This is a genomic window from Bariatricus sp. HCP28S3_F11 (assembly GCF_052065395.1).
Taxonomy (GTDB): domain Bacteria; phylum Bacillota; class Clostridia; order Lachnospirales; family Lachnospiraceae; genus Allocoprococcus.
The window spans coordinates 65,289-88,250 of sequence record NZ_JBQHUC010000003.1 but is presented as its reverse complement, the minus strand read 5'-3'; the positions used below and the strand labels follow the sequence as shown (position 1 = coordinate 88,250).

The 22,962-nt window shown below is 42.6% G+C and carries 23 protein-coding genes and 1 riboswitch; of the genes, 22 read left to right on the top strand and 1 reads right to left on the bottom strand.

Annotated elements, in window-relative coordinates:
- Window positions 1-203: 203 nt before the first annotated feature.
- From ACTNBR_RS02400 to ACTNBR_RS02340, 13 genes are all read left to right on the top strand, one after another.
- Window positions 204-1,565, top strand: coding sequence for an alanine/glycine:cation symporter family protein (locus ACTNBR_RS02400; protein WP_427820386.1), 1,362 nt, complete (start codon window positions 204-206; stop codon window positions 1,563-1,565).
- 171 nt (window positions 1,566-1,736) lie between these two features.
- A riboswitch (glycine riboswitch) is annotated at window positions 1,737-1,860 on the top strand.
- Window positions 1,861-2,064: 204 nt separating this feature from the next.
- On the top strand, window positions 2,065-2,451 hold the full coding sequence (locus ACTNBR_RS02395; RefSeq protein ID WP_427805869.1) for a GrdX family protein: 387 nt from the start codon (window positions 2,065-2,067) through the stop codon (window positions 2,449-2,451).
- A gap of 76 nt (window positions 2,452-2,527) precedes the next feature.
- Window positions 2,528-3,808, top strand: coding sequence for a glycine/sarcosine/betaine reductase component B subunit (locus tag ACTNBR_RS02390; RefSeq protein WP_427805868.1), 1,281 nt, complete (start codon window positions 2,528-2,530; stop codon window positions 3,806-3,808).
- A gap of 19 nt (window positions 3,809-3,827) precedes the next feature.
- Entirely contained in the window at window positions 3,828-5,141 is a 1,314-nt protein-coding gene (grdB, locus tag ACTNBR_RS02385; protein ID WP_427805769.1) for a glycine reductase complex selenoprotein B, read from the top strand.
- A gap of 147 nt (window positions 5,142-5,288) precedes the next feature.
- Window positions 5,289-6,236, top strand: a complete 948-nt coding sequence (trxB, locus tag ACTNBR_RS02380; RefSeq protein WP_427805768.1) for a thioredoxin-disulfide reductase — start codon at window positions 5,289-5,291, stop codon at window positions 6,234-6,236.
- Between the two features lie 25 nt (window positions 6,237-6,261).
- A complete protein-coding gene (trxA, locus tag ACTNBR_RS02375; protein ID WP_427805767.1) occupies window positions 6,262-6,579 on the top strand; it encodes a thioredoxin TrxA in 318 nt (105 codons plus the stop codon).
- Window positions 6,580-6,730: 151 nt separating this feature from the next.
- Window positions 6,731-7,204: a glycine/sarcosine/betaine reductase complex selenoprotein A gene (grdA, locus tag ACTNBR_RS02370; RefSeq protein WP_427805766.1), complete on the top strand. Its 474-nt coding sequence runs from the start codon at window positions 6,731-6,733 to the stop codon at window positions 7,202-7,204.
- Between the two features lie 171 nt (window positions 7,205-7,375).
- Window positions 7,376-8,908: a glycine/sarcosine/betaine reductase complex component C subunit beta gene (gene grdC, locus ACTNBR_RS02365; protein ID WP_427820384.1), complete on the top strand. Its 1,533-nt coding sequence runs from the start codon at window positions 7,376-7,378 to the stop codon at window positions 8,906-8,908.
- Window positions 8,909-8,922: 14 nt separating this feature from the next.
- Window positions 8,923-10,077: a glycine/sarcosine/betaine reductase complex component C subunit alpha gene (gene grdD, locus ACTNBR_RS02360; protein WP_427805764.1), complete on the top strand. Its 1,155-nt coding sequence runs from the start codon at window positions 8,923-8,925 to the stop codon at window positions 10,075-10,077.
- A 110-nt stretch (window positions 10,078-10,187) separates the two neighbouring features.
- The gene (locus tag ACTNBR_RS02355) at window positions 10,188-10,946 is read left to right on the top strand and encodes a threonine/serine exporter family protein (RefSeq protein WP_441015734.1); all 759 of its coding nucleotides are present in this window, start codon (window positions 10,188-10,190) and stop codon (window positions 10,944-10,946) included.
- Window positions 10,947-10,961: 15 nt separating this feature from the next.
- Entirely contained in the window at window positions 10,962-11,468 is a 507-nt protein-coding gene (locus tag ACTNBR_RS02350; RefSeq protein WP_427805762.1) for a threonine/serine exporter family protein, read from the top strand.
- Window positions 11,469-11,541: 73 nt separating this feature from the next.
- The gene (gltX, locus tag ACTNBR_RS02345; RefSeq protein WP_427805761.1) at window positions 11,542-12,999 is read left to right on the top strand and encodes a glutamate--tRNA ligase; all 1,458 of its coding nucleotides are present in this window, start codon (window positions 11,542-11,544) and stop codon (window positions 12,997-12,999) included.
- A 25-nt stretch (window positions 13,000-13,024) separates the two neighbouring features.
- Window positions 13,025-14,881: an ATP-dependent helicase gene (locus ACTNBR_RS02340; RefSeq protein ID WP_441015737.1), complete on the top strand. Its 1,857-nt coding sequence runs from the start codon at window positions 13,025-13,027 to the stop codon at window positions 14,879-14,881.
- A 110-nt stretch (window positions 14,882-14,991) separates the two neighbouring features.
- Here ACTNBR_RS02340 and ACTNBR_RS02335 read toward each other — a convergent pair whose 3' ends face one another.
- Window positions 14,992-15,327, bottom strand: a complete 336-nt coding sequence (locus ACTNBR_RS02335) for a DUF1292 domain-containing protein (protein ID WP_427805759.1) — start codon at window positions 15,325-15,327, stop codon at window positions 14,992-14,994.
- A gap of 126 nt (window positions 15,328-15,453) precedes the next feature.
- Here ACTNBR_RS02335 and ACTNBR_RS02330 point away from each other — a divergent pair, with 126 nt between their 5' ends.
- From ACTNBR_RS02330 to ACTNBR_RS02290, 9 genes are all read left to right on the top strand, one after another.
- Entirely contained in the window at window positions 15,454-16,440 is a 987-nt protein-coding gene (locus tag ACTNBR_RS02330) for a sugar ABC transporter substrate-binding protein (protein WP_441015740.1), read from the top strand.
- A gap of 10 nt (window positions 16,441-16,450) precedes the next feature.
- Entirely contained in the window at window positions 16,451-18,148 is a 1,698-nt protein-coding gene (locus ACTNBR_RS02325; protein ID WP_427820347.1) for an alpha-amylase family glycosyl hydrolase, read from the top strand.
- 8 nt (window positions 18,149-18,156) lie between these two features.
- Window positions 18,157-18,726 carry a DUF5662 family protein gene (locus ACTNBR_RS02320; RefSeq protein WP_427805756.1) on the top strand — a complete coding sequence of 190 codons (570 nt, stop codon included), beginning with the start codon at window positions 18,157-18,159 and terminating at the stop codon, window positions 18,724-18,726.
- Complete coding sequence (locus tag ACTNBR_RS02315) at window positions 18,723-18,902, top strand: DUF4250 domain-containing protein (RefSeq protein ID WP_427805755.1); 180 nt, start codon at window positions 18,723-18,725, stop codon at window positions 18,900-18,902. The genes ACTNBR_RS02320 and ACTNBR_RS02315 overlap by 4 nt, the downstream gene beginning before the upstream one ends.
- A 23-nt stretch (window positions 18,903-18,925) precedes the next feature.
- The gene (miaB, locus tag ACTNBR_RS02310) at window positions 18,926-20,383 is read left to right on the top strand and encodes a tRNA (N6-isopentenyl adenosine(37)-C2)-methylthiotransferase MiaB (RefSeq protein ID WP_427805754.1); all 1,458 of its coding nucleotides are present in this window, start codon (window positions 18,926-18,928) and stop codon (window positions 20,381-20,383) included.
- Between the two features lie 194 nt (window positions 20,384-20,577).
- Window positions 20,578-21,303 carry an ABC transporter transmembrane domain-containing protein gene (locus ACTNBR_RS02305; protein ID WP_441015743.1) on the top strand — a complete coding sequence of 242 codons (726 nt, stop codon included), beginning with the start codon at window positions 20,578-20,580 and terminating at the stop codon, window positions 21,301-21,303.
- Window positions 21,260-21,748 carry an ATP-binding cassette domain-containing protein gene (locus ACTNBR_RS02300; RefSeq protein ID WP_427805752.1) on the top strand — a complete coding sequence of 163 codons (489 nt, stop codon included), beginning with the start codon at window positions 21,260-21,262 and terminating at the stop codon, window positions 21,746-21,748. The genes ACTNBR_RS02305 and ACTNBR_RS02300 overlap by 44 nt, the downstream gene beginning before the upstream one ends.
- A 59-nt stretch (window positions 21,749-21,807) precedes the next feature.
- Entirely contained in the window at window positions 21,808-22,239 is a 432-nt protein-coding gene (locus ACTNBR_RS02295; protein WP_427805751.1) for a putative ABC transporter permease, read from the top strand.
- 199 nt (window positions 22,240-22,438) lie between these two features.
- The gene (locus ACTNBR_RS02290) at window positions 22,439-22,816 is read left to right on the top strand and encodes a hypothetical protein (protein WP_441015746.1); all 378 of its coding nucleotides are present in this window, start codon (window positions 22,439-22,441) and stop codon (window positions 22,814-22,816) included.
- The last annotated feature ends 146 nt before the right edge of the window (window positions 22,817-22,962 follow it).

The window sequence follows — 22,962 nt, the reverse complement described above, 5'->3', positions numbered from 1 at the left end:
TTTAGGCGGTTTGGCATTTTTGTTGGATTATATGACAATTTTAACATTTTGCAAAAAGACAATATGCACAAAAATGATTGTTTTGAATAAAAAAACTTGAATAAATTAGACAAATACGATATTATAGATATAACAAATGATATTCATAAAAAATATCTATGAGACAAAAAGGAGGGTATGTTGTGTACGAAGTATTTAACAGCATGGTTTTGAAAGTCAATGATTTATTGACTGGATCGGTTCTTCTGATTGCCCTTGTGGGAGCTGGTATCTGGTTCTCGTTCAAATTAGGGTTTATTCAGGTGAGAGGTTTTGGCGAAAGTATGAGGAGAACATTCGGAGGATTGTTTTCCAAAAAAGGTGATGCAGGCAAGGACGGTATGTCATCTTTTCAGGCTCTTGCAACCGCAATCGCAGCTCAGGTAGGTACAGGTAATATCGCCGGTGCCGCAACTGCAATCGCAGTTGGTGGTCCTGGAGCGATCTTCTGGATGTGGATCAGTGCATTCCTCGGAATGGCAACGATTTTCGGTGAGGCTTGCATGGCTCAGAAGTATAAACAGGTCGGAGAAGACGGAACAGTTACAGGTGGTCCTGTTTATTACATCCGTGCAGCATTTAAGGGAACGTTCGGAAAAGTATTTGCAGCTATATTTGCAGTCCTGATCATCTTGGCGCTTGGCTTTATGGGAAATGCAGTTCAGGCGAACTCCATTGCAGCATCATGGAACACCGCTTTCGGAATTCCGAAGATCGTTATGGGTGTTATCATTGCAATCGCTTCTCTGTTCGTATTTACAGGTGGTATGAAACGTATTGCGAAAGTTACAGAGACGATCGTTCCGATTATGGCAGCGTTCTATATTATCGGTTCTCTGATTGTTATTTTTGCTAACTTTACAGCAATTCCTGGAGCATTCAAGGACATCGTAGTTGGCGCTTTCAATCCTTCAGCAGTTGCCGGTGGTGCACTTGGTGCAACGATCAAACTTGCAATCACAAAAGGTGTTGCCAGAGGTCTTTTCTCTAACGAAGCTGGTATGGGTTCTACCCCGCACGCTCACGCTGTTGCGAAAGTAAATCATCCGGTTGAACAGGGATTCGTAGCTATGGCAGGTGTATTTATTGATACATTCGTAATCCTGAACCTGACAGCACTCGTTATTATCACAACCGGTTCCAGAGCAACCGGAAAGACCGGTGCTGAACTTAGCCAGTATGCTTTCTCTACATTATACGGTAAGTTTGGTGAAATCTTTATTGCAATCTGTATGTTGTTCTTCGCATTCTCTACCATTATCGGATGGTATTTCTTCGGAGAAGCAAATATCAGATACCTGTTTGGCGGAAAAGCAGTTAAGATTTATTCAGTACTTGTTTGTGTATGCGTAGTATTTGGTTCTCTTCAGGAAGTGGAACTCGTTTGGAATATGGCAGACTGCTTCAACAGTTTGATGGTTCTTCCTAACATTATAGCTCTATTGGCATTGACGGGAACAATTAAGGAAGTATATAACGATTACTATCATAATTTCCTGCCAAAGCAAAAGAAGACAAGCAAATAATTCCAATATGTAACGGAATATATTTATTGAAAAAATCTATAATAAAAAGTGTAAAAATCTATAAAAGAGACTAGCATTTTAATTTTAGATGTGTTATACTGACTTTGTTAAAAAGAGTATCGTTAATATATGAACGATATCAAGTTTAATGCAGTTAACTGAATAGTAGGCAGATATTTCCTGTGAGAGAATTGCGTACATAACAGCAGTCGCCGAAGATGCAAACCGGATGTCGGATAATGTAAGCTGATCTTGACAAGGTGAAACTTTCAGGCAAAAGGAACAGGAAAGGTACTACACTCTGAATCCAGGCAGTTTGTGGATAGAAGCAGGAAACAGAAGGACGACAAAGCAGTAAAATGTTTGTGTCGTCCTTTTTTAAAAGCATTTTGTCCGGGTGCTGTAAACAGAATCGTTCGCTGTGTACCGTCAGGTACGGCTCCGACAGTGATGATTCGGAAACTGATTAATCAACATTTATTACTGAAAGGTGAAGACAATGAACGACGGATTTCTAATTATTACGAACAACACTCTGGTAAAGGAAAAACTTGGTGAGAATTACCATGTTGAATATGAGGATCTTTCCTATGAAGATACTTTGAGAAAAGTTCGTGACAGAGTGTATCTCGGACATAAGCTCCTTACACATCCTCTTTCGGGAAGTGTAAAACCGAACGAGACACCATACAAATCAGTGATGATTTCTATGAAACCCGGTGAATTAGATATGCGATCTATGGAAATCATAGAGAATGCAATCCATGCATGCGGCAAATTCCAATTCAAGTCGGACAAGTACAAACCGGAAGTGTATGATGATTTCAGATTGATTGACTGCACGCTGCTGGAAAGCGCGTTACCGTCCGCTGAATGCTGGACATAAACAAAGGCTATAGAAGTACGAAAGTACTTTTGGGGCATATAGTAAACAAATTTTTTAAAGGAGGGAATTTACAGTGATAAGATTAGAAATGGGTCACATTTTCATCAAGGACATTCAGTTCGCAGCTGAGTCCAAAATTGAAGACGGAGTTCTTTATGTATCCGAAGAAGCTGTAAAAGAAATCGTTCTCGAAGACGAGAAGATCAAAAGCGTAAAATTTGATATTGCCAGACCGGGCGAAAGCGTACGTATTACGCCGGTTAAAGACGTTATCGAACCACGTGTTAAGGTTGAAGGAAGAGGAGGAGTCTTCCCGGGTGTTATCGCGAAGGTTGATACAGTAGGAAGTGGTAAGACATATGCACTGAAAGGCATGGCTGTTGTTACAGCTGGTAAGATCGTTGGTTTCCAGGAAGGTATCATCGATATGACAGGCCCGGGTGCTGATTACACACCATTCTCTAAACTGAACAACTTTGTAGTTGTATGTGAACCTGTTGAAGGAATCAAACAGCATGATTATGAAAAAGCTGTTCGTCTTGCAGGATTCAGAGTAGCTGTTTACCTTGGTGAACTTGCTCGTGAACTTACACCGGATGAGACAAAAGTTTATGAAACATACGGCGTGATGGAAGGAAAAGAAAAATTCCCGAACCTGCCGAGAGTAGCTTATGTTCAGATGTTACAGAGCCAGGGACTTCTTCATGACACCTATGTATACGGTGTTGACGCAAAGAAGACACTCTCTACAATCATGAATCCGACAGAAGTTATGGACGGAGCTATTGTATCTGGTAACTGTGTATCTGCATGTGATAAGAACCCAACTTATGTACATGAGAACAACCCGGTAGTTCATGACTTGTTCGAACAGCACGGAAAAACTATCAACTTTGTATGCCAGATCCTTACAAACGAAAACGTATACCTTGCTGACAAGATGCGTTCTTCTGACTGGACAGCTAAGATGTGCCGTTTCCTCGATCTGGATGCAGTTATCGTATCTCAGGAAGGTTTCGGTAACCCGGATACTGACCTTATTATGAACACCAAGAAGATCGAAGCTGAAGGCGTTAAGACTGTAATCATCACTGATGAATATGCAGGACGTGATGGAAAATCTCAGTCACTTGCTGATGCCGATCCAGCTGCAGATGCAGTAGTAACCGGCGGAAATGCTAACCAGGTTATCGTACTTCCGAAGCTTGACAAAGTAATCGGAACTCTGGATTATGTAAACACAATCGCTGGTGGTAACGAACATTCACTTCGTGAAGACGGAACAATCGAAGTTGAAATTCAGGCTATCACAGGCGCTACAAACGAAACAGGTTTCAACTACTTAAGCGCACGATAGGAAGGGAGGACGTAAAACAATGAGTAAACTTAGAGTTGTACATTATATCAATCAGTTCTTCGCTAATATCGGTGGAGAAGAAAAAGCTGATTACCCGGCTGAACTTCGTGTTGGCGAAGTAGTAGGACCAGGTATGGCACTTGCACAGAAATTTGGAGAGGAAGCAGAAATCGTTGCTACGATCGTTTGCGGTGACTCTTACTTCAATGAAAATCTTGAAAAAGCAAAAGCTGATATCCTTGGATGGGTTAAAGAACAGGCTCCGGATGTATTCGTAGCTGGACCAGCTTTCAACGCTGGACGTTACGGTGTAGCCTGCGGTACCATCGCAGATGCAGTTCAGGAAGAACTTGGAATTCCTGCAGTGACCGGTATGTATGTTGAGAACCCGGGCGCTGATATGTTCAAAAACAAAGTATATATGGTTTCTACAAAGAACAGCGCAGCTGGTATGAGAGATGCGGTTGGCAAACTTGCTCCACTCGCTCTGAAACTTGCTAAAGGCGAGCCAATCGGTGCTTCCTGCGAAGAAGGCTATATGCCGAACGGAATCCGTGTAAACTTCTTCGAGAAGAAACGTGGATCTCAGAGAGCAGTTGAAATGCTTCTTAAGAAACTTGCTGGAAAACCGTACGAAACAGAGTATCCGATGCCGACATTCGACAGAGTTGCTCCGAACCCGGCTGTTAAAGATCTCAGCAAAGCTACAATCGCTCTGTGTACATCAGGCGGTATCGTACCGAAGGGAAATCCGGACCATATCGAAAGTTCAAATGCTTCTCACTATGGCGAATACGATATCACAGGTGTTATGGATCTGACAGAAGAGACATACGAGACAGCTCATGGCGGATACGATCCGGTATACGCTAATGAAGATGCTGACCGTGTACTTCCTGTTGACGTACTCCGCGAACTTGAAAAAGAAGGCGTTATCGGAAAATTACACAACAAGTTCTACACAACAGTTGGTAATGGTACTGCAGTTGCTTCTGCTAAAGCTTTCGCTGACGAATATGCTCAGAAACTGATCGCTGACGGCGTAGATGCAGTTATCATGACCTCTACTTGAGGTACCTGTACACGTTGCGGTGCAACGATGGTAAAAGCTATTGAAGCAGCAGGACTTCCGGTAGTTCATATGTGTACTGTAACTCCAATCTCTATGACAGTTGGAGCTAACAGAATCGTTCCTACAATTGCTATTCCTCATCCACTTGGAAATCCGGCTCTGGATAAAGATGAAGAATATGCACTTCGTAAAGACCTTGTTATGAAAGCATTAAATGCTTTGACAACAGAAGTTGAAGATCAGACAATCTTTGACAAATAAGCATAATTGTTAAGAAAAAATATTTGCAAAATACTAGTATGATTTAAAATTGTGTGGTATAATGTAAATAGATGGGATGTAATCGCGATAACTTAGTTATTGTGACGAATCGGATAATCTTAAAAATATGTGAAGGAGAAATGCGTTATGAGTAAAATTTATGACGTAATTGTCCTGGGTGCAGGACCGGCAGGCTTAGCTGCCGGTCTGTACGCAGGAAGAAGCCGTCTTTCTACATTAGTAGTAGAAAAAGGCAAAGATGGCGGACAGATCGCTATTACAGATGATATCGAAAACTATCCTGGACAGATTGTTGAAGGAGAGAGCGGACCGTCTCTTATCGCCAGAATGACACAGCAGTGTGAAAAATTCGGTGTTGAGCGTGTGTCAGATGTCATCAATGCGGTTGAGCTTGAAGGCGACGTTAAGAAGCTGAAAAGCGCAAAAGGTGAGTACTGTGGAAAGACAGTAATCATCGCAACAGGAGCTTTTGCAAGACCGATCGGATGCAAAGGCGAGAAAGAATTCATGGGCAAGGGCGTTTCTTACTGCGCTACCTGTGACGCAAACTTCTTTGAAGATTTTGAAGTATTCGTAGTTGGCGGCGGCGATTCAGCTGTTGAAGAAGCTATGTATCTTACAAAATTTGCAAGAAAAGTTACGATCATTCACAGACGTGATGAACTTCGTGCAGCTAAGTCCATTCAGGAGAAAGCATTTAAGAACGAAAAACTTCACTTTATGTGGGATTCCGTTGTAGAAGAAGTCGGCGGTGAAGGCATTCTTTCATGGATGAAAGTTAAGAATGTTAAGACTGGTGAAGTTACCACGATTGAAGCAGATGAAGAAGACGGAATGTTTGGTGTATTCGGATTTATCGGAACTCTGCCAAGCACAAAGATCTTCGAAGGAACTCCTCTTCAGCTTGATGAAAGAGGATATATTCCGACAGACGTTGATATGCATACAAATATTCCTGGTGTATTCGCAGCAGGTGATGTACGTGTAAAGAGCCTTCGTCAGGTTGTTACTGCAGCTGCTGACGGAGCAATCGCAGCTACTCAGTGCGAAAAATATCTTAACGAACATGAATAATTAGACTTCGAGGAGGAACAGATCAATGTTAGAAGTAGATAAAAATACATTTAAAACAGAAGTACTTGAAGCAGAAGGCTACGTTTTTGTAGATTTCTTCGGTGATGGATGTGTACCTTGCCAGGCTCTTATGCCGTTCGTACATGAAATGGCAGACAAATATGGCGATAAGCTGAAATTCACATCTCTGAATACTACAAAAGCTCGTCGTCTTGCTATCGGACAGCAGATCTTAGGACTTCCGGTAATGGCTATCTACAAAGATGGACAGAAAATAGAAGAAGTTGTTAAAGAAGATGCTACTCAGGAAAGCATCGAAGCAATGATTAAAAAATATATCTAATTTTTTGAACGCCGGATTTGATCGGCAAAATGACCGGGAATAACCGGTAAACAAGCGAAAATGCGTACAAAGCCATCGGGCTTTTACGGAAATGCAATTGGCTTGCATTTCATTAATAAAAAATAAAATGAAGGGAAGGAGGAAAAACATCATGGCAATTTTAGAAGGTAAAAAAGTTGTAATTATTGGTGACCGTGATGGTGTTCCAGGACCGGCTATCGCTGAATGCGTTAAGACAGCCGGAGGAGAAGTTGTTTTTTCTTCAACAGAATGTTTCGTCTGAACAAGCGCAGGCGCAATGGATCTTGAAAATCAGAAGAGGGTAAAAGAATTCGCTGAAGAATACGGCCCGGAAAACGTAGTCGTAATCGTAGGTGCTGCTGAAGGTGAAGCTGCAGGTCTTGCAGCTGAGACTGTAACAGCAGGTGACCCGACTTTTGCAGGTCCATTGACAGGAGTCCAGCTTGGACTTACGACATATCACGTATGTGAACCAGAATTGAAGGAAGAATTTGACCCAGCAGTTTACGATGAACAGGTAGGTATGATGGAAATGGTACTTGATGTTGATGATATCGTAAGCGAAATGTCAGCTATCCGTGACGAATACTGTAAGTATTTATAAGAAGAATCTTTGACGACGTCTTAGATTTCAAAAAGCGGTGAGGTAAATACTTACCTCATCGCTTTTGCTTTACAGAGTCTATCCTTGAATTCATTTAATTTGAGGAAATATAGTCAGATAAATGGCGGGGGCATATTTATCTGATATCTTTAAGAAAGGTGGACACTTGCGATGAACAGTGTAATTAAAGGAGCCAGCTATGTTCTGGCACATACTCCGCAGATGGTAGTATACAACGGAACAACTCAGACAACAGAGCGGGTTGTGAATCCAGAATCAGAATACTTAAAAGAATTAGAAAGTCATCTTCGTTCTTATGAAGAATGCGTAAACTACTGGCCGAACCAGGTATATATCGGAAATGCACATCCGGATGAACTGGCTCAGGTAGAGTTCCCTTATTATGATAAAGTTAAAGAAGGCGCTGAAAGATATGGAAAATACGGCGAGATTATGCCGGAAGAAGAATTCATTCTTTTAGCTCAGACCTGCGATATGTTCGAAGTTGTTAAACTTGACAAAGAGTTTGTTGCAGCTCACAAAGAAGCTTTCGCAGCTGATCCGATTATCACGGAAGATATTGTTGCTAAAGTTGAAGAAGGTGTTGAACTTTCTGAAATTGAACAGTTTGTTAACGAAGAGCATGCTGAAGGTATTTACCATGCCGGAAAGCTTGTTGGATGCGTTAAGAGAGCACATGATATCGATGTAAACCTTTCTGCACATGTTATGCATGAAAATATCATGAGCAAAGCTACCAGCGTTCTTGCATTATTATATGGTGTAAGAAATGCAGGTATCGAAAAGACAGATATTCAATATGTTATCGACTGTGCTGAGGAAGCATGTGGTGATATGAACCAGAGAGGTGGCGGTAACTTCGCTAAGGCGGCAGCTGAAGTTGCGGGTCTTATGAATGCTACCGGATCTGACTCTCGTGGATTCTGTGCAGGACCTTCTCATGCACTGATTGAAGCAGCAGCTCTTGTTAAGTCTGGAGCATACAAATGCGTAGCTGTTACAGCTGGCGGATGTACTGCTAAACTTGGTATGAACGGTAAAGACCATGTTAAGAAAGGCCTTCCGATCCTGGAAGACTGCCTTGGCGGATTCTGTGTAATCATTGCTGAAAACGATGGTGTGAACCCGGAAATCAACCTTGATATCCTTGGACGTCATACAGTAGGAACAGGAAGTGCTCCGCAGAACGTTATCGGAAGCCTTGTAGCTGATCCTCTGGAAAGAGCTGGAATGAAGATTACTGATATTGATAAATTCTCTCCGGAAATGCAGAACCCGGATATCACAAAACCGGCTGGAGCAGGAGATGTACCGCTTGCTAACTACAAGATGATCGGTGCACTTGCTGTTAAGCGTGGTGACCTTGACAAGAAACAGCTTGCAAGCTTTGCAACCGAGCACGGACTTACAGGATGGGCTCCGACACAGGGACACATTCCTTCAGGTGTGCCGTACATCGGATTTGCAAGAGAAGATATTCTTGCAGGCAAGATCAAGAATGCAATGATTATCGGAAAAGGAAGCTTGTTCCTTGGACGTATGACCAACCTGTTTGACGGTGTTTCTTTTGTAATCCAGGCTAATACCGGAGCAGAAGACAACAGCGGAGTTTCTGAAGAAGAAGTTAAAGGATTAATCGCTAAAGCTATGAAAGACTTTGCTGCATCAATGCTGGCAGAATAGAGAGGTGGACGATTATGGCAAGTGGAATTGAAAAAATGATCGCCGAGACCTTCATGAGCATGGCAGAAGGACTGGAGACCGGAAGCTTCGGAAAACGTCCGAAAATTGCTCTGACCGGTATGGGCAGCGAGCATGGAGAAGAAAACTCTATGGCAGCTGCAATTGAGGCGGCAAAAGACGGAATCGATGTATACTACATCGGTACGTTAGAAGCAGAGGGTGTTACGACCGTTAAAGTGGCTAACGACGAAGAAGGCCATGATAAGATGGAAGAAATGCTCAAAAATAAAGAAATTGACGCTGCTGTAACGATGCACTTCCCATTCCCGATCGGTGTTTCTACCGTTGGACGCTGTGTAACACCTGCAAAGGCGAAAGAGATGTTTGTTGCTAACACAACAGGTACATCCAGCACAGACCGTATTGAAGGAATGATCAAGAATGCGATCTACGGAATCATCGCAGCGAAAGCATGCGGTAAAAAGAATCCGACAGTTGGTATTCTGAATGTTGACGGTGCACGTCAGACAGAAAAAGCTTTGAAACAGCTGAAAGAAAACGGATATGATATCACATTTGCTGAATCTACCCGTGCAGACGGCGGATGCGTTATGAGAGGAAACGATGTTCTTCAGGCAGCTCCGGACATCATGGTAACAGATTCCCTGACCGGTAACATCCTTGTTAAGATGCTTTCATCCTTCATGACAGGCGGAAGCTTCGAAGCAACCGGATTTGGTTATGGACCTGGTATCGGAGAAGGATATGAACAGCTCGTTATGATCGTATCCCGTGCATCTGGCGCTCCGGTTATTGCAAATGCAATCCGTTACGCAGCACAGCTCGTAAGAGGAAAAGTATTTGAAGTAGCAAAAGCTGAATTTGCAGCAGCTAAGAAAGCTGGTCTGAAGGAAATTCTGGATGCTCACAAGGCAGCACAGAAACCTGCAGCTGCAGAAGAAGAAGTAAAAGAGCCGCCGAAGGAAATCGTAACAGCACAGATTCCTGGAATCGAAGTTATGGATCTTGAAGATGCGGTGAAAGCACTCTGGAAGATCAACATCTACGCAGAGAGCGGAATGGGATGTACAGGCCCGATCATCCGTGTGTCTGATGCAAATCTTGCGAAAGCAGAAGAAGAGCTGAAGAAGGCAGGATATATCAATTAGTTGATTAATTGATGGAAATAACGTATAATATTGGGAGACGTAGCGTTTTTGCTGCGTCTCCTTTCGTAGTTTTTAGATCAGCTGGGTAATTGGGGAGACAGGAGTGTAGTATGGATTTACAGTTGCTAATCAAAACAGCGATGTCTGCAGGTGAGTTGATGCTCTGCAGCGGAGCTGAGACTTACCGGGTGGAAGATACCATGTACCATATTTTAAAGACAGCAGATAATCTGGAAATGTCAGAAGTACTGGTCGTGATGACAGGAATCACAGCTTCTGTGAAGGTGAAGGGTGAGAAAGTTGTGACACTTGTGAAGCGTGTGGAAAGCCGTGAAAATAATCTGAGCCGTGTGGTTTCGGTTAATGATATTTCGAGACGTTACTGTGGTGGAGAATTGTCCTTGCAGGCGGCATATGAGGAGCTGAATTCACTGAAAAAGAAAGAATATCGCCGTTTGTCCTATAGTACTGCAACGGTTGCTGTTTGTGTGGGATTCTCCCTTTTCTTTGGAGGAGGAATCTGGGAGGTTGTGTCATCGCTGATTGTAGGCGCATTTCTCGCATTTTGTATCGAAGCGGTGCGTGATCTTAAGGTCCATGCTTTTATAGAAGACGTATTTTCGTCTATGGGCATTGCAATGGCAAGTGCAGTTATGAAAATCATGCTTGGTGGCAGAATGGATATTGATATTGTAATCATCTCTTGTATCATGCCTCTTGTTCCGGGAATGGCAATCACAAATGCAGCGAGAGATACACTTAGAGGCGATTATCTTTCAGGCATTGCCCGAATGCTGGAAGCATTCATCAAGGCGGCAGGAATTGCTATCGGTATTGGTATCGGTCTGGCAATTATGGGGAGTTATTAGAAGGAGGAGACAGTTATGAATCGAGAGATGTTTAGAATAATGATTCAGGTTTCCGGAGCATTTCTGGCAATCTACGGTTTTGCCGTACTGCTTGATACTCCAAAAAAGTATTTGTTTCATGCAGGGGGTGTCGGTGCGGCAGGAGGATTGGTGTATCTGATCTGCATTCAGAATGGATTGGGTGTTGTTTTTTCATCTTTTATCTCTGCACTTGTAGTGGCAGTGATATCCCATATTTTTGCACGTATATTTAAGACTCCGGTCACTCTGTTTCTGATTGCAGGATTTTTGCCGACTGTACCGGGAGCCGGCATGTACCGGATCGTCCATTATATACTGGAAGGAAATGAGAAAATGACTGGGTACTATCTGATTCAGACGCTTCAGATTGCGGGGGTTTTTGCGCTGGCAATCTTTATTATAGATACTGTTTTTTATTCGTTCCAGAAGGGTGAATGGAAGCAGAATTCCATGAAATACATTCGAAAAGAAGAGGGAAGTAACGATGCCCACTTGAAGTAAAAATCGGAATGTGGTAGTATATTTTGGGACATTTAAAGATAGAAAAGATTAAGATAAAGAGAGGGAACCGATTATGAGTAAAGTTAGAACAAGATTTGCGCCGAGTCCTACCGGACGTATGCATGTTGGAAATCTTAGAACCGCATTGTATGCATATCTGATTGCAAAGCATGAGAATGGCGATTTTATGCTTCGTATTGAGGATACGGACCAGGAACGATTTGTGGAAGGTGCACTGGATATTATTTACCGTACGCTGGAGAAAACTGGGCTTGTTCATGATGAAGGCCCGGACAAAGACGGCGGATATGGACCGTATGTTCAGAGCGAGCGTAATGCGTCCGGCATTTATTTGAAATATGCTAAACAGCTCATCGAACAGGGAGATGCTTATTATTGTTTTTGCGACAAAGAACGTTTGGAATCTTTGAAAACTTCTGTTTCTTCTGAAGGTACTGAAATTGTAAACTATGATAAACATTGCCTGCATCTCAGTAAGGAAGAGATTGAGGAAAATCTTGCATCAGGAAAGCCTTATGTTATTCGTATTAATATGCCGACAGAAGGTACAACGACATTCCATGATGAGATTTATGGAGATATCACCGTTCCGAATGCCGAGCTGGATGACATGATTCTGATTAAATCAGACGGATATCCGACTTATAATTTTGCTAATGTCATTGACGATCATCTGATGGGAATCACACATGTCGTGCGAGGTAATGAATATTTATCGTCTGCACCGAAATACAATCGTCTTTATGAGGCGTTCGGATGGGAAGTTCCGATTTATGTACATTGTCCGCTTATCACAGATGAAAACCATAAGAAGCTTAGCAAGAGATGTGGACACTCTTCTTATGAAGATCTGTTAGATCAGGGATATGTGAGTGAGGCAATCGTCAATTATGTTGCACTGCTTGGATGGTGTCCACAGGATAACCGGGAGATTTTCTCTCTTCCTGAGCTGGTGGAGGCATTTGATTATCATCATATGAGTAAATCGCCGGCTGTTTTTGATACAACTAAGCTGAAATGGATGAATGGTGAATACCTGAAAGCTATGGATTTCGATACCTTTTATGAGATGGCTGAACCATATATCAGAAAAGTTATTACAAAAGATTATGATCTGAAGAAGATTGCTGCACTTGTTAAGAGTAGAATTGAGATCTTCCCGGATATCGCAGAGCAGATTGATTTCTTCGAAGAACTTCCGGAATATGATACGGCTATGTATTGTCACAAGAAGATGAAAACGAATGAAGAGACTTCTCTTGAGGTATTGAAAGAACTGCTTCCGCGTCTGGAAGCATGGGACGATTACAGTAATGATGCGCTGTACGGTCTTCTGAAGGATTATGTGGCAGAAAAAGGTTGTAAGAACGGCTATGTAATGTGGCCTGTCAGAACGGCGGTTTCCGGTAAACAGAACACACCGGGCGGAGCGACCGAACTGATGGAGATACTTGGAAGAGAAGAATCCTGTGCCAGAATCAGAAAAGCAATTGAAATGCTGAGTAAATAATTAATATAATAAGGGGTTTTGGTGAATGCTGAACAAAGGACAAGAAGAGGCGGTACATCACCTGGAGGGGCCATGTATGGTGATTGCACCGCCGGGGTCAGGTAAGACACTGACCATAACCAGAAGAATCCGGTATTTGATTGAAGAGGCCGGAATCGATCCCGGTCAGATACTTGTGATTACATTTACACGGCTTGCTGCGCGTGAAATGAGAGAACGATTTACTTCTTTGACCGAAGGAAAGCATTATCCGGTCACGTTCGGAACTTTCCACAGTGTTTTTTATGGGATACTGAAATGTGCTTATGGCATCAACGGTTCGAATCTGCTTGCCGAGCAGGAAGGACTTGAGATCCTGAAACAGGCAATGGATGAACTGAAACTTGAATCACTCCAAGGACCGGAAGACGATGAAGAACTGACACATGAATTGATGCAGGAAATCGGAATCGTGAAGAACAGCCTTCTCCATTTGAAGGACTTTCACAGTCAATATTTGAATCAGGAAGAATTTACGCTTTTGTTCCGCCAGTATGAAAAAAAGAAAAAAGAACGAAAGAAATTTGATTTTGACGATATGCTGGTTCAGTGCTATGCATTGTTTCAGAAACGTCCGGACATTTTAAAAGCGTGGCAGGAACGTTTCCGATATATTCTGATCGATGAGTTTCAGGACATCAACCGGGTGCAGTATGAGGTGATTCGGATGATTGCGGCTCCTGAATACAATTTGTTTGTTGTAGGGGATGATGACCAATCTATCTATGGATTCCGTGGGGCAAAGCCTGAACTTATGCTTTACATGAAGCAGGAATTTCCAAATATCAGGCAGATTCCGCTTACAACAAATTACCGTTCTACCGAGTTTATCGTAGGTGCCGCATCGCGGGTGATCCTGCATAATGAGTCGAGATTCTATAAAAGGGTCCAGTCATCGAAAGGAAAAGGAGAAAGTGTCCATGTTCAGGAAGTGCTGGATGAGAATGAAGAAAGCAGATATGTGGCAGGTGAGATTCAGAAACATCTGGATCTTGGTGAGAAGCCGGGAGAGATTGCAGTACTTTTCCGTGCCGGAATTCAGGCGCGGATGCTGACGGAGATCCTGAATGAATACCGGATCCCGTTTGAGATGAAAGAACATATTCCTAATTTTTATGATCATTTCATTGTCCGGGATATGATCGCTTATATGCAGCTTGCGGCCGGGAATCGGGAAAGACGTTGGTTTTTGATGATTGCAAACAGGCCAGTGCGATATCTTGCCAGAAACAGTATGGATGGTGCCAGAGTGGAATTTGAAGATCTGCGAAGATTTTATCTGGATAAAGAATGGATGCAGGACATCATTGACCAGTTTGAGGTTGATATCAAAATGCTGGAGAACATGACGCCCTATTCGGCGATCCAGTATATCAGGAAGCGTATCGGTTACGATACATTTCTGAAAGAATATGCGAAAGAACATCAAGTTCCCTGGAATACTCTGCTTGAAGTCATGACCGAACTGGAAGAACGATGCAAGCCCTATCGTACCTTTCAGGATTGGATGTGTCATATTGATACATACACCGCTGATCTGGAAGAGCAGGAGAAAGCTCGTAGAAATCGACAGTCGGCAGATCCTGAAAAGGTACAGTTAATGACGATGCATTCCTCGAAAGGTCTGGAATTTACGACTGTATTTCTGATTCATGCCAATGAGGGAGAAGTGCCTTATCAGAAGGCGGTGACACCAGAACAGATGGAAGAAGAACGACGTATGTTCTATGTTGCAATGACAAGAGCAAAGGAGCATCTTACAATTTCTTATATAACAGAAAAAAATGGGAATGCAGTCAAAGCTTCCCGGTTTGTAGAAGAGCTTCTGGGAAGACATGTTTGACAACACGATGTTCACCGGATATTTATCTCTTTAAAAATGCAGTTTTCTATAGAGCAGGAAAGAGCCTGGCATGCCAGACTCTTTCATTTAATGGATTGAAACAGACGGTTCTAGTCATCAATACCAAACTCTTCGAATTGCTGCTCGTCCAGCCATTCATCGAATGCATCCGCAGCAAGTTCGTATTCATCATCATCTTCGATGTTTTCGAGATCATGATTGTTTCCACCGGTCGTATCCCTGATGAAACGATAAATCCATACATCGCCGTCTTCGTTCTCCCCGTTCTCGTCTAATGGAAGAAGTACAATGTATTCTTTTGAATTAACCTCAAATGTAGTAATGATGGAGCATTCAATCTCCTCGTCGTCGTCAAGAGTAATCGTGACTACCTGTGTTTCAAGAAGATCGTTATCTTCATTTCCGCCTTCATGATTATGTCCCATAATTCGGCTTCTCCTTTCATATGATACTTCCACTCTAACAGACTATGCAAGGATTTGCAAGGGGAAAAACTATTGACATTGACGATAAAAAAGTTACAATAAAAGAAAGGTTTAGGGAGGTTTGGTATGTATAAGAGAAAAATAGCACTGTTTCTTACACTTCTTATGTGTTGTATGATGGTTACAGGTTGTAAGAAAAATGTGGGGACCAGTGAGGATAATGCAATAAAGCCGGAAGAAGATCAGGAGGAAACGGTGTCTTATACCTTTGGGTTCAGTTGTATCACAATGGAGAATCCTTATTTTATTACACTGGAGCAGTCGCTTCGTGAGTATGTGGAGAATGAAGGGTGCACGATGATTACGATGGATCCGGAGCTGAATGTGAATACGCAGATTCAACAGATCGATGAGATGATAGAGCAGGGAATCGATGCCATTTTTCTGTGCCCGGTCGAATGGGAAGAAATCACACCGGCGCTGGAACATCTGAAAGAAGCGGATGTCAAAATCATTAATATCGACTCAGAAGTAAAGGAAATGGATTATGTAGATGCTTTTATAGGATCCAACAACTATAATGCAGGTTATATTTGTGGAGAAAATCTGATTAAGCAATGTCCGGAAGGAGGAAAGGTTGCGATCCTGGAAAGTCCGACTCAGAATTCGGTCAATGAGCGCATTACCGGATTTGAGGAAGCGATTATGGATAAAGGCTTTGAAGTGGTTGCTCGCATGGATACGCAGGGGGATCTCAATCTGGCGAGAGAAGCGGCGAACCAGATCTTTGCTGAGCATAAGGACATCACTGCGGTCATGTGCGGAAATGATCAGATCGCACTTGGTGCGCTGGTGGCAGCTCGTACGGAAGCATTGCATGATATCATGATTTATGGTGTTGACGGTTCACCCGATCTCAAAAAAGAGCTTTTGAAACCGGGGAGCTTGATTCGGGGGACAAGTGGTCAATCCCCTATTAATATAGGAAAAGATGCCGCAAAAACAGCATTTGCCATTTTAAATGGGGAAAAATATGAAGAGGCGATTTATGAAGATGTCTTTTTTATTGATGCAGATAATGTAGAAATGTATGGTGCTGACGGATGGCAGTAAAGAGGAGAAGATGATGATAAAAGTAACAACAGGTTATCCATTGCCGCAGGGCTGTACAGTGCGCGGCGAAAATGTGAATTTTTCGGTATGTGTTCCTTCTGGAAAAAAATGTGAGCTCCTTCTTTATAAAAAGGGGAAGAAGGTTCCGGAGCAGATATTTGACATGCAGGAAACGGGTTCTTCCGGGCTGATTCGCTGTATTGCGCTTCGTATACCAAGAGCTGAAGCTTATGAATATAATTACAGAGTTGACGGAGAAATCGTAATTGACAGTTATGCAAGAGCTTTTGCGGGACGTAAAGTCTGGGGTGAAGCCAGAAATATAGAACAGCATGAAGTCCGTGCCCGGATCATTGATACGGAATTTCCGTGGGAGGATGATAAAAGGCCTCATCTGGCACAAAATGAAGTGATTGCATACAGCCTTCATGTTCGTGGCTTTACCAAACACAGTTCTTCAAAGGTGCGATATAAGGGAACTTTTGCAGGTGTTCTGGAGAAATTGCCATATTTAAAGGATCTTGGAGTGAATCAGATTCATGTAATGCCAATATATGATTTTGAGGAGAATAAATCCTACCTGAATTATTGGGGATACGGAGAAGGGTATTATTTCGCTCCTAAGAGCTCCTATGCTGCCAAAGAGGAAGTTACAGAACTGAAGAATCTGATTAAAACTCTTCATTCGGAGAATATGGAGTTGATCCTTGAAATGCCTTTTACGGGAGATACTCCGAAAATGATGATTCTGGGATGTCTTCGTTTCTGGGTGATGGAATATCATATTGATGGGTTTATTCTCAATCCATGTATTATAGACAGAGAGTCTCTGATCAACGATCCTGTTCTCTATGGTACCAAGATCATGAAGAAAATGGATGATTTCCAGAATACCATGCGCCGCTTCCTGAAAGGAGACGAGGGTATGGTTCCGGGGGTCATGTGGTGGCTGAGACATCAGTCAGAAGAGGAAGAGACCTTTAATTATATCACCGGACAGACAGGTTTCACTCTGAATGATCTGGTTTCTTATGATCAAAAACATAATGAAGAAAACGGAGAGGAGAATCAGGACGGACCGGATTATAATTTTAGTTGGAACTGTGGCGTAGAGGGGCCGACCCGCAAACGCTCTGTCGTGGAATTGCGAAGAAAGCAGATCTATAATGCATTTTTCCTCCTGCTCCTTGCACAGGGAACACCTTGTATTCTTGCAGGTGATGAATTCGCGAACAGCCAGAAGGGAAATAATAATGTCTATTGCCAGGACAATCCGGTTTCCTGGCTTGACTGGAGCAAACTTCAAAAAGAAGAGAAGTTGCATCAGTTTGTAAAAGATCTGATCGCTTTCCGCAAGGCACATAAGGTGCTGCATCCGGAACATGAAATGATGGGAATTGACAGTACCAGCTGCGGAATTCCGGATATCTCTTATCACAGTGAAAACGCATGGCAGACATCCTCCGAGGTTTCAAGTAGACAGATCGGTGTATTCTATCACGGCAGCGACGAGGAGGAAAGCTGCTATGTTGCATATAATATGCACTGGGTTTCGCATCTTTTTGCGCTTCCGGCACTTCCAAAGGGTAAACACTGGTATCTTGCAGCTTCTACGGATGATGGAGTATTGAAAGAACCGGTACTCATTGAAGAAGCAAAGTGTGTGGAAGTAGAGGAACGTACCATCAAAGTATTCATTGTGAAGTAGGAGGAAATATGAAAGCCTGGCAGCATTTTTGCACCATTACAAATCATAAAATTCTGGTTATGAAGAATTGTTTCCGGGTAGGATTGTACCGTCAGGGGCTTTTGCATGATATGTCCAAATATATGCCGTCTGAGTTCCTTGTGGGATGCAGATACTATCAGGGAACCAGAAGCCCGAACAATGCGGAGCGTGAAATAACCGGTTGTTCGACGGCCTGGCTACATCATAAAGGACGCAATAAGCATCATTATGAATACTGGATCGACTATGGATTAGAACAACCGGGACTAACCGGTATGAAGATGCCGAAAAAATATGTGATTGAGATGTTTATGGATCGGATTGCGGCATCGAAAGTATATATGAAAGAGAATTATACGGATTCTTCTCCCCTTCAGTATTATGACAATGGGATTGCCGGACAGCTTATTCATGAAGATACTCGGGCACTGCTGGAAGAACTGCTGCATATGCTTGCCGAGAAGGGAGAAAGGGAGACATTTGCCTATATTAAAAATACGGTGCTGAAGACGCACGATTATGAAAATATGGGGAAGAACAGGAGGAGTAGGAGATGATATCATTGCCAAATGATCCGATGATCCTGCTGAGTGTGATCAACATGAAACTGAGAGACTCATATTCCGGGCTGGATGAGCTGTGTGAGGATATGGAAGTGGATCGGGAAATGATTGAAAAGAAACTGGAACAGATCGACTATCGCTATGATGAGGAAACGAATCAGTTCATATAACAGGATTATGGAAGGATAATAACATGTTTGATATAAATTTTGATGAAATTGATTTGACAAAGCAGCCGCCGGTAGAAGAGCCGCAGCGTCAATACTATTTTATGGCCAAAGCAAGGCATTATGTGCAGGAAAAGAGCAGGGAACTGGGGAGAGATCTCACGTTCTGCGTGACCACTTTTGGTTGTCAGATGAATGCCAGAGATTCCGAGAAGCTGGTCGGCGTGCTGGAACAGATCGGGTATGTGGAGGAGCCGGACGAGGAGAAGGCTGATTTCGTCATCTTTAATACCTGTACTGTCCGCGAGAACGCAAACACAAGGGTGTATGGACGTCTGGGGCAGTTAAACCGTGTAAAGAAGCAGAAACCGTACATGTTTATCGGACTTTGCGGATGCATGATGCAGGAGCCGGAAGTGGTCGAGAAGATCAAGAAAAGCTATCGTTTTGTGGATCTGATTTTCGGGACTCATAATATTTACAAGTTCGCGGAATTAATCGTGACGCGTTTTGAATCAGAACGAATGGTGATCGATCTCTGGAAGGATACAGATAAGATCGTAGAAGATCTGCCGAGTGAGAGAAAGTTTTCTTTTAAATCAGGCGTTAATATCATGTTCGGCTGCAATAATTTCTGCAGCTACTGTATCGTACCGTATGTGCGCGGACGCGAGAGAAGCCGGAATCCCAAAGACATTATCCGCGAAATCGAGTCGCTGGTCGCGGACGGAGTTGTGGAAGTCATGCTCCTTGGACAGAATGTTAATTCGTACGGAAAGACACTGGATGAGCCGATGAGCTTCGCCCAGCTTCTGGAAGAAATTGAGAAAATCGATGGCCTGGAAAGGATCCGTTTTATGACATCACATCCGAAAGACCTTTCCGATGAATTGATCGCAGTGATGGCAAAATCAAAGAAGATCTGTCGTCATCTGCATTTGCCGATCCAGTCAGGAAGCAGCCGGATCCTTCAGAAGATGAACCGCCGCTATACCAAAGAACACTATCTCGAACTGGTAGATAAGATCCGCGCCGCAGTTCCGGATATCTCACTTACGACCGATATTATTGTAGGATTCCCGGGAGAGACAGAAGAAGATTTCCAGGAAACACTTGACGTAGTCAGAAAAGTACGTTACGACAGCGCCTTTACATTCATCTATTCCAAACGTACAGGCACACCGGCAGCGGCGATGGAAGAACAGATACCGGAAGATGTAGTAAAAGACCGATTTGACCGACTCTTGAAAGAAGTACAGGAAATCTCCGCGGAAGTATGTTCTGTACATGAAGGAACGGTTCAGGAAGTACTTGTCGAAAGCGTGAACGATCACGATCCAAGTCTTGTTACCGGGCGACTTAGCAATAACCTGCTGGTGCATTTCCCTGGGGATAAAGAGTTGATTGGGAAAATCGTACCGGTTCATCTGGATGAGGCGAAGGGATTCTATTATTTGGGGACGGTTCTTTTGCCACGACCATAGCCCTTTGGTTTTTGTAAGCGGAAAAAAAGAAATATTCTAAGAGAATTGGAAAGCAGTCTTTAGGAGGCTCTGATTGAAAAAGGAATGCTCGTGCCGCCGGAAGACGGTGTGGGTGCAGAAGGATGCTGGATGGGAGTTGAAAAATAATGCTTTCATTCATCAGAAGTTACAAATATCAGAATGTTTTCATAATTATGCTGTTGTTACTCCAGAATCTGCTTCTTTTAGCGAGTACTCTGACTACGATGCGCATGGCGCGTCTGGTGATGGACGGAGATTTCGAGGGAATCGTGGCATGTATGATTTTTGTAATTATCGTGTATCTGACGCTGCATTTCCTGTTCTGGATCTATGATGTGCAGACTGCCAGAACGATAGCGCATATGAATCAGGATGTAAGGGCAAGCCTCAATCGGCAGATCATAGAGAGGAATGCAGAAGAGCTTAACGGAACGGACACGGGAGAATATATCTCCTGGTACACCAATGATTTAAAAGAAGCAGAAACACAGGGATTTCAGAATTTTTATTCTGCTGTGGACGCAGTGATTAAACTGACCATCGATATCGCGGTACTTGCCCGGATCCAGTGGAAATTATTAATATGTACGCTGCTGACGTCCGGAATGGTTTATGTGTTTTCTCACTATTTTCATGGAAATGTGGAAGAAGAGTCCGGGAAAGTGTCCAAGGGATGGGAGACATTTACGCAGGCGGTAAAAGAGCAGGTAGGTGGAGTACATGTTCTGAAATCATTCGGACACGAGATGGATTTTAAGGAAAATATCCAGACGGCATCCAGGGAGCTGGAAAGGCAGAGATGCAGGTACGTACCCGTGAAAAAGCGGCTGCGGGAAAACGACCTTACTGAAGCTCATGCTCGGACAGCTTACGGGATATCAGGGAAGTATCCTCTATGATAAAAAAGAATTGTCTTGCTATGATATAAATACATTTTATGAACAGATGGCATACATCGAACAAAATGTATTCCTGTTCGATACCTCTATCCGGAATAATATTACACTGGGGGATTCGTATTGTGAAGACGAGATAGATAAAGTGCTTAAAATGAGCGCACTGGAAGAAGATATTCGGACATTTCCGGAAGGATTGGATACCAAAGTCGGAGAAAACGGGAAGAATCTCTCCGGAGGGCAGAAACAGAGAATAGCGGTGGCCAGAGCTTTAATTCATGATCGTAAAATTCTACTCGTAGACGAAGGAACATCTGCATTGGATCAGGAAAATGCATTGATAATCGAACATGCACTTTTGAACTGCCCGGAACTTACCTTAATTCTGATCATACATCATTTGAAAGAAGAGTATGTAATGCTTTATGAAAATGTATATCGGCTGTAATAATTTTCCCAAAATCGCTCACACTATGTAGGAAGATTTGCATAGTGAGGGCGATTTTTATGAAGAGCAGAAGATCAAAATATATCAGTGAAGTGTTGTTTATCTGGGCACTGGGCGGAACGATTTACTATACGATTGAGATGGTGACGCGAGGTTTTTCGCATTGGAGTATGTTTGTGGTTGGCGGACTTGCGCTTTGTTTCTGTACATTTCAGGGGCAGGCGATGAAGTGGACGGAGCCATTATGGATTCAGGTCATCAGATCGGTCGTATTTGTTACTTCACTGGAATTTATAACAGGGATTATTGTGAATAAATGGCTTCATCTTGAAGTGTGGGACTATAGCGACCAGCCGTTTCAATTATGGGGGCAGATCTGTGTGCCGTTTATGATCTTATTTTCCGGGCTGATTGTGATTGGAATTCTTTTGGGCGGGACATTGACATATTGGATTTATGGGGAAAGAAAGCCGGATTTTCATATTCTTTGATATTTCTGATTTTTCCATTAAACCGTTTATGTCGTGAACATGACCGTTCATGTCGAATTGGTTGATTTTATGCATATATTTGTTATAATTGGGATAATATGAAGAGGAAAATCTTGGAATCTTTTTGAAAATTTTGAATTTGCAGAGAAATATCATGTGAAAGGATCAAAGATTTCATAAAAGGGGGAGGGGAGAAGCTTTGAAATGTATAAAATGTGGATATGAAATTTTAGAACAAGATAATGAAAGAATGAATAAATGCCCTGTATGTGATACAGATTTTCTTGATACATATGCATATATCTATTTGAAGAACAGTAGTGATATTAAAACTCAAAATGAAGCTTTCCGCAGAATTTATCGTAATACCTGGCAGTGGGTAAAGGGATTGGTGAAAGAAAGGATGGATACATATGACCATCCCGGTGATTTCGAGGATGAAGTTCAAGATTTAATGAATGATATTTATATTAAAGCAATCAAAAATTTTCGATGCTATAATCCGAAAAAGGGAGGATTCAGAACATGGTTCGATCAAATGGTTCTAAATCACCTTCATGAACAGATTCAGGATTGAGCACATTATATCACGAACAAATAGAGAATGGCAGGCACATCCGAAAAATGAGTCAAAAGGATACCGTTAAGGTATCCTTTTTTCATATGTAAAAATTGTGAAATAACAATTATTTTACAGCAATCTTGTAAATAATCTCAGATTAT

Bases quoted from the DNA above. Each gene is read 5' to 3' on its own strand.
- gltX (WP_427805761.1), top strand. From the start codon at position 11,542: ATGAGTAAAGTTAGAACAAGATTTGCGCCGAGTCCTACCGGACGTATG.
- miaB (WP_427805754.1), top strand. From the start codon at position 18,926: ATGTTTGATATAAATTTTGATGAAATTGATTTGACAAAGCAGCCGCCG.
- ACTNBR_RS02395 (WP_427805869.1), top strand. From the start codon at position 2,065: ATGAACGACGGATTTCTAATTATTACGAACAACACTCTGGTAAAGGAA.
- grdC (WP_427820384.1), top strand. From the start codon at position 7,376: ATGAACAGTGTAATTAAAGGAGCCAGCTATGTTCTGGCACATACTCCG.
- ACTNBR_RS02320 (WP_427805756.1), top strand. From the start codon at position 18,157: ATGAAAGCCTGGCAGCATTTTTGCACCATTACAAATCATAAAATTCTG.
- trxA (WP_427805767.1), top strand. From the start codon at position 6,262: ATGTTAGAAGTAGATAAAAATACATTTAAAACAGAAGTACTTGAAGCA.
- trxB (WP_427805768.1), top strand. From the start codon at position 5,289: ATGAGTAAAATTTATGACGTAATTGTCCTGGGTGCAGGACCGGCAGGC.
- ACTNBR_RS02330 (WP_441015740.1), top strand. From the start codon at position 15,454: ATGTATAAGAGAAAAATAGCACTGTTTCTTACACTTCTTATGTGTTGT.
- ACTNBR_RS02340 (WP_441015737.1), top strand. From the start codon at position 13,025: ATGCTGAACAAAGGACAAGAAGAGGCGGTACATCACCTGGAGGGGCCA.
- grdD (WP_427805764.1), top strand. From the start codon at position 8,923: ATGGCAAGTGGAATTGAAAAAATGATCGCCGAGACCTTCATGAGCATG.
- ACTNBR_RS02315 (WP_427805755.1), top strand. From the start codon at position 18,723: ATGATATCATTGCCAAATGATCCGATGATCCTGCTGAGTGTGATCAAC.
- ACTNBR_RS02355 (WP_441015734.1), top strand. From the start codon at position 10,188: ATGGATTTACAGTTGCTAATCAAAACAGCGATGTCTGCAGGTGAGTTG.
- ACTNBR_RS02300 (WP_427805752.1), top strand. From the start codon at position 21,260: ATGCTCGGACAGCTTACGGGATATCAGGGAAGTATCCTCTATGATAAA.
- ACTNBR_RS02305 (WP_441015743.1), top strand. From the start codon at position 20,578: ATGCTGTTGTTACTCCAGAATCTGCTTCTTTTAGCGAGTACTCTGACT.
- ACTNBR_RS02325 (WP_427820347.1), top strand. From the start codon at position 16,451: ATGATGATAAAAGTAACAACAGGTTATCCATTGCCGCAGGGCTGTACA.
- ACTNBR_RS02400 (WP_427820386.1), top strand. From the start codon at position 204: ATGGTTTTGAAAGTCAATGATTTATTGACTGGATCGGTTCTTCTGATT.
- ACTNBR_RS02295 (WP_427805751.1), top strand. From the start codon at position 21,808: ATGAAGAGCAGAAGATCAAAATATATCAGTGAAGTGTTGTTTATCTGG.
- ACTNBR_RS02350 (WP_427805762.1), top strand. From the start codon at position 10,962: ATGAATCGAGAGATGTTTAGAATAATGATTCAGGTTTCCGGAGCATTT.
- ACTNBR_RS02335 (WP_427805759.1), bottom strand. From the start codon at position 15,327: ATGGGACATAATCATGAAGGCGGAAATGAAGATAACGATCTTCTTGAA.